Annotated in this window: 12 protein-coding genes; all 12 read left to right on the top strand. The window is 60.7% G+C overall.

What is annotated here, in order from left to right:
• Nucleotides 1-11 precede the first annotated feature (11 nt).
• Nucleotides 12-605 carry a DNA-3-methyladenine glycosylase I gene (locus GGU46_RS11310; protein WP_215906333.1) on the top strand — a complete coding sequence of 198 codons (594 nt, stop codon included), beginning with the start codon at nt 12-14 and terminating at the stop codon, nt 603-605.
• 259 nt (nt 606-864) lie between these two features.
• Nucleotides 865-1,494 (top strand): (2Fe-2S)-binding protein, encoded by a 630-nt coding sequence (locus GGU46_RS11305; RefSeq protein WP_183403655.1) that lies wholly within the window; start codon nt 865-867, stop codon nt 1,492-1,494.
• Between the two features lie 9 nt (nt 1,495-1,503).
• Complete coding sequence (locus tag GGU46_RS11300) at nt 1,504-2,490, top strand: FAD binding domain-containing protein (protein ID WP_183403654.1); 987 nt, start codon at nt 1,504-1,506, stop codon at nt 2,488-2,490.
• Nucleotides 2,491-2,501: 11 nt separating this feature from the next.
• The gene (locus GGU46_RS11295) at nt 2,502-4,745 is read left to right on the top strand and encodes a xanthine dehydrogenase family protein molybdopterin-binding subunit (protein ID WP_183403653.1); all 2,244 of its coding nucleotides are present in this window, start codon (nt 2,502-2,504) and stop codon (nt 4,743-4,745) included.
• Nucleotides 4,746-4,952: 207 nt separating this feature from the next.
• Nucleotides 4,953-5,618 (top strand): ferritin-like domain-containing protein, encoded by a 666-nt coding sequence (locus tag GGU46_RS11290; RefSeq protein WP_183403652.1) that lies wholly within the window; start codon nt 4,953-4,955, stop codon nt 5,616-5,618.
• Nucleotides 5,619-6,124: 506 nt separating this feature from the next.
• Nucleotides 6,125-7,024: a sugar phosphate isomerase/epimerase family protein gene (locus GGU46_RS11285; RefSeq protein WP_183403651.1), complete on the top strand. Its 900-nt coding sequence runs from the start codon at nt 6,125-6,127 to the stop codon at nt 7,022-7,024.
• Between the two features lie 153 nt (nt 7,025-7,177).
• Nucleotides 7,178-8,854: a GMC oxidoreductase gene (locus tag GGU46_RS11280; protein WP_183403650.1), complete on the top strand. Its 1,677-nt coding sequence runs from the start codon at nt 7,178-7,180 to the stop codon at nt 8,852-8,854.
• Nucleotides 8,855-8,866: 12 nt separating this feature from the next.
• The gene (locus GGU46_RS11275; protein WP_183403649.1) at nt 8,867-9,472 is read left to right on the top strand and encodes a gluconate 2-dehydrogenase subunit 3 family protein; all 606 of its coding nucleotides are present in this window, start codon (nt 8,867-8,869) and stop codon (nt 9,470-9,472) included.
• Between the two features lie 103 nt (nt 9,473-9,575).
• The gene (locus tag GGU46_RS11270) at nt 9,576-10,724 is read left to right on the top strand and encodes a Gfo/Idh/MocA family protein (RefSeq protein ID WP_215906332.1); all 1,149 of its coding nucleotides are present in this window, start codon (nt 9,576-9,578) and stop codon (nt 10,722-10,724) included.
• A gap of 89 nt (nt 10,725-10,813) precedes the next feature.
• The gene (locus GGU46_RS11265) at nt 10,814-11,866 is read left to right on the top strand and encodes a sugar phosphate isomerase/epimerase family protein (protein ID WP_183403648.1); all 1,053 of its coding nucleotides are present in this window, start codon (nt 10,814-10,816) and stop codon (nt 11,864-11,866) included.
• Between the two features lie 26 nt (nt 11,867-11,892).
• The gene (locus GGU46_RS11260) at nt 11,893-12,372 is read left to right on the top strand and encodes a c-type cytochrome (RefSeq protein ID WP_183403647.1); all 480 of its coding nucleotides are present in this window, start codon (nt 11,893-11,895) and stop codon (nt 12,370-12,372) included.
• Between the two features lie 207 nt (nt 12,373-12,579).
• Nucleotides 12,580-13,848, top strand: coding sequence for a nucleoside permease (locus tag GGU46_RS11255; RefSeq protein ID WP_183403646.1), 1,269 nt, complete (start codon nt 12,580-12,582; stop codon nt 13,846-13,848).
• Nucleotides 13,849-13,856 lie beyond the last annotated feature (8 nt).

Here is a 13,856-nt window from a genome sequence, read left to right as displayed (position 1 = left end):
CCTGTTTCATCATGAACCCTCCTCCACCCTGCGTCTGGATGCAGCAGAACGAACTGCTCCAAAGTTTCCACGACCACGAATGGGGCGAGCCGGTTGCCGACCCGGATATTCTGTTTGAGTATCTAGTGCTCCACACCTTCCAGCTGGGCTTTGACTTTCCGGTGGTGCTGCGGCGGCGCGAGGCGTTTCGGGAGCTGCTGGCCGGTTTCGAGCCGGAGCGGCTGGCCCGGTTTGGGGAGGCCGAGGTAGCGGAGCTGATGCAAAACCCGCGCATTATCCGCAACCGACGCAAGCTGGAAGCTACCCTCCAGAACGCCCGCGCCTGGTTGCGGCTGCGCGAAGAGGTAGGCGGCCCTGCTGGGCTCCTACCCTTCTTCTACAACTTTGTCGGGGGCAGCCCACTTGACACCCAGCGCACCCCCGACAACCCGCCTCCGCCCTCCACCCCGGCCAGCCTGGCCCTGAGCCAGGAGCTGAAACGACGCGGATTTGTGATGACCGGCCCGGTAGCGTGTTATAATATTATGCAAACGGCCGGCCTCGTCAACGACCACCTCACCACCTGTCCTCGTCACGCCGAGTGCCGGGCTCTGGCCGAGGGGTAGCAACTTCACTAGCAACCTGATATGATGGGGCCCTGTTCTGCTACCTCCTGCTTGCTGCTAAACCCACCGGCTGAAACGGTTCTGCTTGGTCAAATAAGCAGTCTTTTTTCGGGGATTTATTGGATGAATTTCCTGCGCTTGTCCTTAACTTAAGTGCAGAACGCCGGTTACTGACCCACCCTGGCCGCAACTACAGCGGCAGTATCGGGTCTTTGGCCCACTTGGGCCACCCTTTGTTTTGCCCTTTTCAACCATGGCTATGAATTCTGAACACGATACGCCCGGCACCGGCCCCGACGAAGCCCGCCGCAGCTTCCTGAAACAATCGTCGCTGCTAACGGCCATGGCCCTGGTGCCGGGGCCCCTGGTGCAGGCCGCCGCCGCCGAGCTCGACGAAAAAGTGGCCGCCGTTTTCGAGAAAATCCCGCTCAAGCTGGAAGTAAACGGTGTTAAGCACAAGGTTTCCATTGAGCCCCGCACGACCCTGCTCGACTTCCTGCGCGAAAACCTGAACCTGACGGGCACCAAAAAAGGCTGCGACTACGGGCAGTGCGGGGCCTGCACGGTGCACGTAGATGGGCAGCGCGTGAACAGCTGCCTGAGCTTCGCCGTGATGCACGAGGGAAAGAAAATCACCACCATTGAGGGCCTAGCCCAGGGCGACAAGCTCCACCCCATGCAGGAGGCCTTTGTGAAGCACGACGGCTTCCAGTGCGGCTACTGTACCCCCGGCCAGATTATGTCGGCGGTGGCTTGCATCCGGGAGGGCAAGGCCGACTCGGAGGGCGAAATCCGGGAGTATATGAGCGGCAACATCTGCCGCTGCGGCGCTTACTCCAACATTGTGGCCGCTATTCAGGAGGTTAAAGGCGGCGGACAAAAAGTATAACGACCCCCTATGAATCAGTTCCAATACGTCCGCCCCACCAAGCAGCAGGCCGCCATTGACGCCGTGGCGAAAGATGCCACCGCTACCTTCATTGCCGGCGGTACCAACCTCGTTGACCTGATGAAGCGCGGGGTGATGACTCCGCAGAAGCTGGTGGATATCAACCGCTTGCCCCTAACCCGCATTGATGCCGACCCTGGCAAGCTGCGCATCGGGGCCCTGGCCCTAAACTCCACGGTAGCCGACGACAAGCAAGTGCGCGAGCGGCAGCCCCTGTTGGCCCTGGCCCTGAACGCCGGCGCCTCGGCTCAGCTGCGCAACATGGCCACCGTGGGCGGCAACATGCTCCAGCGTACCCGCTGCTCCTACTTTTATGATACCACCATGCCCTGCAACAAGCGCGAGCCGGGCACGGGTTGCGGGGCCCTGGAGGGTATCAACCGCATGCACGCCATTTTCGGCTTCTCGGATAAGTGCATAGCCGTGCACCCTTCTGATATGAGCGTGGCCCTGGTGGCCCTGGATGCTACCGTGCAGGTGAGCGGCCCGAAAGGTAACCGCAGCATCCCCTTCGCCGAGCTGCACCGCCTACCCGGCGACATGCCCCAAAAGGACACGACCCTGGAACCCGGCGAGCTGATTACGGCCGTGGACGTACCGGATGGCCCTTTCACCAAACATGTGCATTACCAAAAAGTGCGCGAGCGGGCTTCCTACGCCTTTGCCCTGCTTTCGGTAGCGGCAGCGCTGGACCTCGACAGCAACAACAACATCAAAGCCGCGCGGCTGGCCATGGGCGGCGTGGCCCACAAGCCCTGGCGCTTGACTGCTGCTGAGCAAGCCCTGGTCGGTAAGCCCGCTACAGAGGAAAGCTTCCGGCAGGCGGCCGCCATTGCCATGCAGGGCGCCAAGGCCTTCCAGCACAATGCCTATAAGCTCAAGCTAGGCCCCAATACCATTATTCAGGCGCTGAAAACCGCCGCCAGCGTAGCCTAAGCCCCGAACTCATGAACGAACAACCCAAGCCGAAAAAGCAAATCGGGGCGCCGCTGAACCGGGTGGACGGCCACCAGAAAGTGACGGGCGCGGCTACCTACTCGGCCGAATACCAGCTGCCCAACATGGCTTACGCCGTGCTGGTGGGTAGCACCGTCACGAAAGGCCGCCTCACTGGCCTCGACACCAAGGCCGCCGAGCGCGCCCCGGGGGTGCTGGCGGTCATCAGCCACCTCAACGCGCCCAAGCCCCCCGGCCCCAAGCCCGAGGGCAAGGACCCTTCGCAGCCCCAAACCCAGGGCAACCCCCTGCAGGTGTTCAACGACGATAAGATCCGCTTTAACGACCAGCCCATTGCCGTGGTGGTAGCCGATAGCTGGGCCCGGGCCCGCTACGCCGCTGGGCTCGTGAAGGCGCAGTACGCCAAGGAAAAGCACGAAACCAACCTGGAGGCCAACGCCGACAAGGCTTTTCTACCCACCGCGGCCAAGAAAAACCCCAAGCACCCCATGAACGACTACCAGCGCGGTCAGGTGGATGCGTATAAAACGGGCGCCGTGAAGCTGGAAGCGGAGTACGTTATTCCCACCGAGGTGCACCATCCCATGGAGCTGCAGGCCATTACGGCGCATTGGGAAGCCCCCGACCGGCTCACGCTCTACGACAAAACCCAGGGCACGATGGCCACCCGCCGCGACTTTGCCAAGCAGTGGGGCCTGCCCGAGGAAAACGTGAAAGTTATTGCCACCTACGTGGGCGGCGCTTTCGGTAACGCCCTGCACAGCTGGCCCCACGAGGCGGCGGCCGTGTTGGCGGCCAAAGTGGTAAACCGGCCCGTCAAGCTCATGCTGACCCGGGAACAGATGTTTACCATGGTGGGCTACCGGCCCTACACCTGGCAGAAGCTGGGCATGAGTGCCACCCCCGACGGCAAAATCACGGGTATCACCCACGAGAGCATCGGCCAAACCTCTACCTACGAGGAGTTTACCGAAGCTACCCTGGCCCAGACGCGCATGATGTACCAGTCGCCGAACGTGACGACGCGCTACCGCCTGGCTGCCCTGGATATCGGCTCGCCCATCTGGATGCGCGGCCCCGGCGAAGCCACCGGCGCGTTTGCTCTGGAGTCGGCCATGGATGAAATGGCCTACTTACTGAACATCGATCCGCTGGAATTCCGCTTACGCAACTACACCGAGCAGGACCCGGAGAAGAACAAGCCCTGGAGTACCAAGTTTCTGAAGGAGTGCTACCAGCTGGGCGCCGACCGCATTGGCTGGAGCAAGCGCCAGCTCAAGCCCGGCGCCCTCCGCGACGGGGACTGGCTGATTGGCTACGGCATGGGGGTAGGAACCTTCGGGGCCCACCGCGGCGCGGCCACCGTAAGCGCCCAGCTGCTGCCTAACGGTACCGTGCTGCTGCAATGCGCTACCACCGATATCGGCCCGGGTACCGGCACGGCCATGACCCAGATTGCCGCCGATACCCTGGGCATTTCACCTGATAAGATCCGGTTTGAGCTGGGCAACTCGTCCTTCCCCAAGGCGGGCACCCAGGGTGGCTCTTCTACCGTGAACAGCGTGGGTCCGGCTACCCAGGAAGCCTGCCTGGCCCTGAAAGACAAGCTGCGCACCCTGGCCGCTGCCAGCAACCCGGCCTTTACGTCGGCCCGCAAGGAAGACGTGACCATGCAGGACGGCTACCTTACAGTGGGCGGCAACAAAGACACCCGCGTTTCCTACGCCGATGTGCTCAAGCAGGCTGGCGGTACTACCGTGATGGTGGAAGCCAAGCCCGGCGGCGAAGGCCAGAAATACTCCATGTACTCCTTCTCGGTGCATTTTGCCGAGGTGCGCGTGCACCAGCTCACGGGCGAGGTGCGGGTGAGCAAGCTGGTTTCCTGCGCCGATGCCGGTACCATTGTCAACGAGAAAACCGCTGGCAACCAGATGAAAGGTGGGGCCGTGGGCGGCATCGGCATGGCCCTGATGGAGCACGCCCTCCTCGACGACCGGTTCGGGCGCTACGTCACCAAGGACCTGGCCGACTACCACGTACCCGTGCACGCCGACTCACCGGCCGTGGAAGTGGCCTTCGTGAACCAGCCCGACCCGCACGTAAATGCCCTGGGTACCAAAGGCATCGGGGAAATTGCCATTATTGGGGTGGCCCCGGCCATTGCCAACGCCGTGTTCAATGCCACCGGCAAACGGATTCGGGAGTTGCCCATTACCCCGGACAAGTTAATCTGACCAGCAACGAGCGGCATCCTGATCGGGATGCCGCTCGTGCTTTCTACCGTTGGCTAAGTTACCCCGCGTCTTGCTAGGGTGCGCTGAAACGGCAAGGCAACCACCTAATATGATAGCAGAAAAGCAGGAAAAAAATAACACGGAGGTAACGAACTGCTTTTGGTAGCCGTAACGGCACCAACAGTTTCACTATTTCCTTTCCCCTGCATGGACCAGTCGCAAACCAACTCCGCTTCCTCTTCTTCAAACTCCGACAACTCGCTACTTGGCCAGGCGCAGCAGCTGCTGGGCAAAGACAACGTAGCCAGCCTGCTCGGCCAGGTCGGCAAGAGCTTCTCCAAGCTCAGCACTACCCAGAAAATTGTGGGCGGGGCCCTGCTCGCGGCCGGCGCCGTTTACCTTTCCACCCGCAACAAGCAGGCCGCCGGCAGCAGCCAGCCCGATGAAGCCTCGACCCTGAACGAGCTGCTGTACTTTGTTAACGACCGGATTGAGGGCTACCAGCGCGCCGTGGACGAAAGCCAGGACCCGCAGCAGCGCGGTTACTACAAGCAGCTGGTGAGCCAGAGCCAGCGCTTTGCCAACGAGCTCAACGCCCACCTGCGCGAGCTGGGCGGCGGCCGCCAGACCAGCACTACCGTGAAAGGCAAGCTCTACCGCCGCTGGATGGACGCCAAAGCCGCTATTACCGGCTCCGATGAAAAAGCCATTCTTGGCGCTAATATCTACGGCGAGGAGTGGGCCCTGAAAGCCTACGAGGACGCCCTGAGCAGCCAGAGCCTGACCGGCGAGCTGCGCCAGGAAGTAGAGCGCCAGTACGCTCAGTCGCAGAAAACCTACGATGAGCTGAAAAAGCGCCAGGCTCAACAGTAGCCTCCTTCGCGAGTGCCCTAAGCACCCCCTGTTTTTGACCTGGTTTGGTCGAAAGCAGGGGGTTTGTGTTTACAAGTCGCTCACAAGAATAGTCTGGCAATAACCACTGCTTAGTTGAAATAAGTAAGTGACCTTTTACTTACCCATGATATAGCATAAAGATTTTTACCCCGAGCGGAGGCGCCCCTGTTGAGTCCGGCAGTAAATAGCGTCAGATAACTCAGTGTTTTTTACATGACAAGATAGTTTTCTTGAAAAGCCCGATTTCAGCCTACTGCCAGGCACACGCAGGTGGCTGCGTGTGCCGTAAGTGTATAAGTGGGCAAACCAAGTTCATTTGCCTGATAATCCAGCGGTTGCCGGAGCTTTGATTCTGGGAAAAAGGAACGATACATTGGCAGCAGCTAGCCCTCATTTTAGTGGGCCACGAAGCCTGATTGCTGCTTTTTAGTGGCTTGGCTTCCTCAACCGCCGCCGCTGTTTCTCCTACCCTACCCCCTTCCATCATGTCAACCTCCCGCCGCGACTTTCTGAAGTCGGCTGCCCTGCTCTCGGCCGGGGCCTTGGTGTCGCCTACCCTGCTGGCCGCCCCCAACCCTGCTCCCAAATCCTACATCGGCCTGCAGCTGTACACCGTGCGTGAGGCCATGCAGAAGGACCCCAGCGGCACCCTGGCCCGTATTGCAAAGCTAGGCTACACCTCCGTGGAGGGCGCTACCTATACGGGTAGCCAGAAGTTTTATGGCCTGGAACCGGCGGCCTTTGCCAAGCAGCTCAAGCAGGCCGGCCTGATTATGCCCAGCAGCCACTACCGCCTCGGCGAGGAGCAGGAGAAAGGCCAGCCCGTGCAGGGTACTATGTTGCACGGCTGGGACAAAGCCGTGGACGATGCCGCTCAGGCCGGCGTGAAGTACATGGTGTGCGCTTACCTCTCGGAAGCGGAGCGGGGCAACCTCGACCACTACAAGCTACTGGCCGACCGCCTTAATAAGGCCGGGGAGCGGTGCAAAAAAGCCGGTATCCAGCTCTGCTACCACAACCACGACTTCGAGTTCATGCCCCTGGAAGGCCAGATGCCTTTTGACGTGCTGTTGAGCGCCACTGACAAAGACCTGCTGAAGATAGAGCTGGACCTGTACTGGGCCACCAAGGCCGGGCAGGACCCTGTGGCGTTGTTCCAGAAGCACTCCGGTCGCTTCCCGCTCTGGCACGTGAAGGACATGGACAATACGCCCAAGCGCGACTTTACGGAAGTAGGCAACGGGGTCATTGACTTCAAACGCATCTTCGCTCAGGCCAATACGGCGGGCATGAAGTACTTCTTCGTGGAGCAGGACCAGACGCCTGGCTCTCCCTTCGACAGCATCCAGAAAAGCATCACGCACATCAAGCGCACTCTGGTTTAGGTATCAGTTGCCGGTTGAGAGTTGCCAGTTGCCAGTTATCAGGTCGCTTAGACCTTGTACTCTATAGCTCACAACGGGCAACTGACAACCAGCAACTCTCAACTGATACTTAGCAACTGACAACCGGCAACTCACAACAATCCCACCCATTTTATGGAGAAAAATACCTACGATGCCATCGTCATTGGGTCCGGCATTTCGGGCGGCCTGGCCGCCAAGGAGCTGACGGAGAAAGGCCTCAAGACGATTATGCTGGAGCGGGGCCGTAACGTAGAGCACATCAAGGACTACGTGAACGCCAACAAAGACCCCTGGGAGCTACCCCACCGCGGTGGCCGAACCCAGCAGATGATAGCCGACTACCCCGTGCTGGGCCGCGACTACACCCTGAACGAGAGCAACCTGGAGTTTTGGGTGAATGAGAAGGAAAGCCCCTACGTGGAGGTAAAGCCCTTCGACTGGTTCCGGGGTTACCAGGTGGGCGGCCGCTCCCTGATGTGGGGGCGCCAGTCGTACCGCTGGAGCGATTACGACTTTGAAGCCAACGCCAAGGATGGCATTGCCGTGGACTGGCCCATCCGCTACCAGGACCTGGCCCCCTGGTACAGCCGCGTAGAGAAGTTTGCCGGCATCAGTGGCAACCGCGACGGCCTGCCCCAGCTCCCCGACGGCGAGTTTATGCCGCCCATGGAGATGAACTGCGTGGAAAAAGACGTGGCGGCCCGCATTAAGAAGAACTACAAAGACCGCCACATGGTCATTGGCCGCACGGCCAACATCACCAAAGCCCATAACAACCGCACCAACTGCCAGTACCGCAACAAGTGCTGGCTGGGCTGCCCTTTCGGGGCTTACTTCAGCACGCAGTCGGCCAGTTTGCCGGCCGCGGTGGCTACCGGCAACCTCACCCTGCGCCCATTTTCCATCGTCACCAAAATCCTCTACGATAAGGATACCAAGCGGGCCAAGGGGGTAGAGGTGCTCGACGCCGAAACCAACCAGACCTACGAGTACTACGCCAAAATCATCTTCCTCAACGCCTCGGCCCTGAACTCGGCGTGGGTGCTGATGAACTCCGCTACCGACGTGTGGCCCGAGGGGCTGGGTAGCAGCAGCGGCGAGCTGGGCCACAACGTAATGGACCACCACTTCCGGGCGGGCGCCCACGGCGAAATGCCCGGCTACGAAGACAAATACGTGTACGGGCGGCGGGCCAACGGCATTTACGTGCCCCGCTACCGCAACCTTTTCGGCGACAAGCGCGACTATATCCGGGGCTTTGGCTACCAGGGCGGAGCCGGCCGCGAGGGTTGGAGCCGGGAAATTGCCGAAATGAACTTCGGTGGTGATTTCAAGGATGCCCTCACCGAGCCGGGCCAGTGGACCATGGGCCTGACGGGCTTTGGTGAAACTCTGCCCTACCACGATAACCGCGTCTTTCTCGACAAAACCAAGAAGGACAAGTGGGGGCTGCCCGTGTTGGCCATGGACGCCAGCATCCGCGAAAACGAGCAGAAAATGCGCATCGATATGATGCAGGACGCCCAGGAGATGCTGGAAAAAGCGGGTCTTAAAAATGTAAGAACCTACAACAACGGCTACAACATGGGCGGCGGCATTCACGAGATGGGCACCGCCCGCATGGGCCGCGACCCGAAAACCTCGGTGCTCAACAAGCATAACCAGGTCTGGGACGCCCCCAACGTGTACGTAACCGATGGCGCCGCCATGACGTCGGCGGCCTGCCAGAACCCCTCCCTCACGTACATGGCCCTCACGGCCCGCGCCGTGGACCACGCCGTGAGCGAGCTGAAAAAGCAAAACGTATAATTTCCTACCCCTATGAACAGAAGAGACGCAGTTGCCCGCGTAGCCCTCATCATGGGTGGCGCCCTCATTGGCGGCGACTATTTCCTGACCAGCTGCTCCTCGCCGGAGGCCGAGAAGGAAAAGAACGGCTCCGCCAAAGCCAAGAAGCAGGAAAAGCCCTTCCTTAGCCAGGAGCAGGTTTCCTACCTCAACGAAGTGGGCGAAACCATGTTGCCCGCCACTAAAACGCCCGGTGCCAAAGCTGCCGATGTGGGTTCTTTTATGGCTGTAATGGTAAAGGACTGCTACAAGCCCGCCGATCAGCAGATTTTCCTGAAAGGTCTGACCCAGCTGGAGCAGGCCAGCCAGCAGAAAAACGGCAAAGGCTTCCTGGAAAGCACTCCGGCCCAGCGCATGGCCCTGCTTACGGCCCTCGATGCCGAGCAGAAGAACTACAGCAAAACCAAAGCCCTGGAAGCCCCCAACCACTACTTCCGCATGATGAAGGAGCTGACCTTGCTGGGCTACTTCACCTCCAAGGTCGGCAGCACCCAGGCCCTGCGCTATGTGCCCGTACCGGGCCGGTACGACGGCTGCGTGCCTTACAAAAAAGGCGACCGGGCCTGGGCTACTACATAAATCAGTTGTGAGTTGCCGGTTGTGAGTTGTCAGTAGAAGGTTTTGGCGACCTGATAACTGACAACTCACAACCGGCAACTGACAGCCGATAACTCACAACTCCATGATACGATTAGGAATGATTGGCGGCGGGCAAGGGGCCTTTATCGGGGCCGTACACCGCCACGCCGCCGCCCTCGATGGCCTATATGAGCTGGTAGCCGGCGCGTTCAGCAGCAACCCCGACACCTCTAAAGCCAGCGGGCACCTGCTGGGCCTTCCCCCCGAACGGGTCTATACCTCCTACCAGGAGCTGATTCAGCAGGAAAAACAGCGGCCCGAGGCCGAGCGGGTGCAAGTGATATCCATTGTAACCCCCAACCACCTGCACTTCGCGCCGGCCAGGCTGGCCCTGGAAAACGGCTTCCACGTCATGCTGGATAAACCCATGACGTTTTCCCTGGCTGAGGCCAAGGAGCTGGAGCAGATAGCCGCCGCCAGCGGCTGCCGCTTCTGCCTGACGCACACCTATACGGGCTACCCCATGGTAAAAGAAGCCCGGCAGCTGGTAGCTTCCGGCAAGTTGGGCACCATTCGGAAGGCCTACGTGGAGTACCCACAGGGCTGGCTCAGCACCTTCGAGGAGGGCGGCGCCAACAAGCAGGCCTCCTGGCGCACCGACCCCGCCCGCAGCGGCGTGGCCGGCGCCATGGGCGACATTGGCACCCACGCGTTCAACCTCCTGGAGTACGTAACCGGCCTGACGGTCACCCAGCTCTGCGCCGACATTAACACGGTAGTCCCCGGCCGCCAGCTCGATGATGACGGGGCCGTGCTGCTGCGCCTGTCGGGTGGGGCCAGCGGGGTGCTGGTGGCTACCCAGGTAGCGGCCGGCGAAGAAAACAACCTGCGCCTGCGGGTGTACGGCGAAAAAGGCGGGCTGGAATGGCAGCAGGCCGATGCCAATACCCTGCAGGTGAAGTGGCTGGACCGCCCCACGGAAATCCGCCGGACGGGTGCGGGCTACACCAGCTCCTACGCCCGCCACAACACCCGCGCCCCGGCCGGCCACCCCGAGGGCTACCTCGAAGCCTTTGCCAACCTCTACCGCAACTTCGCCCTCAGCCTGCAGGCCGACCTCAGCGGCACCACCGCCCCGCCCGAGGCCCTCGACTACCCCGGCATTGCGGAAGGAGTGCGGGGCATGGCCTTTATTGAAAACGTTATTGCCTCGGGCCGCTCCGACCAGAAGTGGACTTCGTTTAGCTGTTAGCTGCTAGCTGATAGCTGTTAGCTCTTCGCCAGAACGGGCGCTAACAGCCATCAGCTAGCAGCTAACAGCTGTTCATTAACAGCTAAAGCATGAAAACCATCAAGGGACCCGCCATTTTTCTGGCGCAGTTCATTTCCGACGAGCCGCCGTTTAACAGCCTGCAGTCTATTTGCCAGTGGGCCAGCTCGCTGGGCTTCAAGGGTGTGCAGCTGCCTACCCTCGACAAGCGCTTTATCGACCTGCAGCTGGCCGCCGAAAGCAAAACCTACGCCGACGAGTTGAAAGGCAAAGTGCAGGCTGCCGGCCTCGAAATCACGGAGCTTTCTACCCACCTGCAGGGCCAGCTGGTGGCCGTGAACCCGGCCTACGACCAGCTCTTCGATGGTTTCGCGCCCGAGGCCCTGCGCGGCAACCCGCAGGCCCGCCAGCAGTGGGCCGTGCAGCAGCTTAAGTACGCGGCCAAAGCCTCCCAAAATCTGGGGCTCACAGCCCACGCCACCTTCAGCGGAGCCCTGCTCTGGCCCATGGTGTACCCCTGGCCCCAGCGCCCGGCAGGCATTGTGGAAACCGGCTTCACGGAACTGGCCCGGCGCTGGCTGCCCATCCTGAATACCTTTGATGAGTGCGGGGTAGATGTATGCTACGAGGTGCACGCCGGCGAGGACCTGCACGATGGCATCAGCTACGAGATGTTCCTCGACAAGGTACAGCAGCACCCCCGTGCCTGCCTGCTCTACGACCCCTCTCACTTTGTGCTTCAGTGCCTTGACTACCTGGAGTACCTTGACATCTACCACGAGCGAATTCGGGCCTGCCATATCAAGGATGCGGAGTTTAACCCCACCGGCCGCCAGGGCGTGTACGGGGGTTACCAAAACTGGGTGGACCGCGCCGGCCGCTTCCGCTCCCTCGGCGACGGACAAGTTGATTTCAAAGCCGTTTTCAGCAAACTGGCGCAATACGACTTCCCTGGCTGGGCCGTGCTGGAGTGGGAGTGCGCCCTCAAGCACCCCGAAGACGGGGCTCGTGAAGGGGCGGCCTTCATCCAAAACCATATCATCCGCGTGACCGACAAGGCTTTTGATGACTTCGCGGCGGCCGGCACCGACGATGCCCGCAACCGCCAGCTGCTTGGTCTGTAACTTTCTTCTCTCCTGCTTCTTCTCCTATGAAAAACGCCTTTTTGCTTCTGAGTTTTTGCGCCGTCCTGGCCTCCTGTGGTTCCGAATCGGATAAAACGGCTGGTAAAGGCAAAGAAGAATACACCCTCGCCGACTCCGAAGAAACGCTGAATACCGACAGCACTACGGGCTCCAACGTTACGGCCGTAGCCCATCAGCCCCAGATCGATACCAACTCCACCAAAATCGGCACCGCGCCTACCGGCGGCGCAGTGGCCCGGGGGGCCCAGCTGATTGAAAGCTCCGACTGCACCGGCTGCCACCGCGAAAACGACAAGCTGCTCGGCCCGGCCTACAAGGCCGTAGCGGCGAAGTACCCCAACACGCCCGCCAACGTGAAGATGCTGGCCCAGAAAGTAATACAGGGCGGCAAAGGCAACTGGGGCGACATAGCCATGACGCCCCACCCCGGCCTCTCCGAAGCCGACGCCCAGGAAATGACCCGCTATATCCTGAGCCTGAAATAGAAGCTTCCGCTACCCCGCGTCTGTCATCCTGAGCGGGAGCGAAGGACCTTGTCACATCTGAACAGGCCGTTTCTCCGCTTACTGCGGACGTGGTAAGGTCCTTCGCTGCGCTCAGGATGACAGGGCTTTTTTCACCTCTGACGGGGTAGCGGCCTCACTGCATAACTGCCCCTCCCTACCCCCTTTCCCTCCCTAAACCCACCGCGTATGAATGCCACGACCCGGATTAAGCTGTCTATCATGATGTTCCTGGAGTTTTTTATCTGGGGGGCGTGGTTCGTGACGCTGGGCACTTATCTGCTGCGCAACCTCAGCGCTTCGGGCACCCAGGTGGGGGTAGCGTTTCTGACCCAGTCGATTGGCGCCATTGTGGCCCCGTTTATCATCGGGCTCATTGCCGACCGGTTTTTTTCGGCCCAGAAAATTCTGGGGGTGTTGCATCTGGCCGGAGCTGCGCTGCTGTGGCGGGCCTCTACGGCGGCTGATTTCAGCTCCTTCTACCCCAACATCCTCACCTACATGGTGCTGTACATGCCCACGTTGGCCTTGGTGAACTCCATTGCCTTCCGGCAGATGCAGAACCCCCAAAAGGAGTTTGCCACCATTCGGGTGCTGGGCACGCTGGGCTGGATTGTGGCCGGCCTGACCATTGGCTGGCTGAACTGGGAGCAAAGCGGCAGCCTACGGAACACCTTCCTGATGGCGGCGGGCGCCTCGGCCCTGCTGGGCGTATTTAGCTTCACGCTGCCCGCTACTCCGCCGGTAAAGCGCGGGCAGTCCACGTCCCTGGGCGACATGCTGGGCCTCGATGCCATTGGCCTGCTCAAGAACCGCTCCTACCTCATCTTCTTCCTCTCTTCCATTGCCATCTGCATTCCGCTGGCTTTTTACTACGGCTTCACTAACCCCTTCCTCAATGAGGTGGGCATGAAGAAAGCGGCCGGCGTGCAAAGCCTGGGGCAGGTATCGGAGCTGCTGTTTATGCTCCTGATTCCGGTATTCTTCAGCCGCCTGGGCGTAAAGAAAATGCTGGCCATTGGCATGGTGGCCTGGGTGCTGCGCTACGTGTTCTTTGCCTACGGCAACGGGGAAAGCGGCTACTGGATGCTGATTGCCGGCATTGTGCTGCATGGCATCTGCTACGACTTTTTCTTCGTGACGGGCCAGATTTACACCGACAACCTCGCGGGTGAGCGGTTCAAAAGCTCGGCCCAGGGCTTTATCACGCTGGCAACCTACGGGGTGGGCATGCTCATCGGCACCCTGCTCTCGGGCCGCATCTTCGATGCTTACCAGCTTTCCCCCACCTCCCACGACTGGCGCATGATCTGGCTGATTCCGGCCGGCATTGCGGGGGCAGTAGTGGTGCTGTTCCTGCTCCTGTTCCGCGACCGGCCGCAGGCTCAGCCCACGGAAACCGCTGCGTACGATGGCGCGACCGATGCGGCTCCTACCCTGGCGTCGGCCACCAACTAACCCTACCC

It is taken from the genome of Hymenobacter latericoloratus, from assembly GCF_014199535.1.
Lineage (GTDB): Bacteria > Bacteroidota > Bacteroidia > Cytophagales > Hymenobacteraceae > Hymenobacter > Hymenobacter latericoloratus.
The sequence above is the reverse complement of the archived record's forward strand: the minus strand, read 5'-3'. Positions and strand labels throughout refer to the sequence as shown.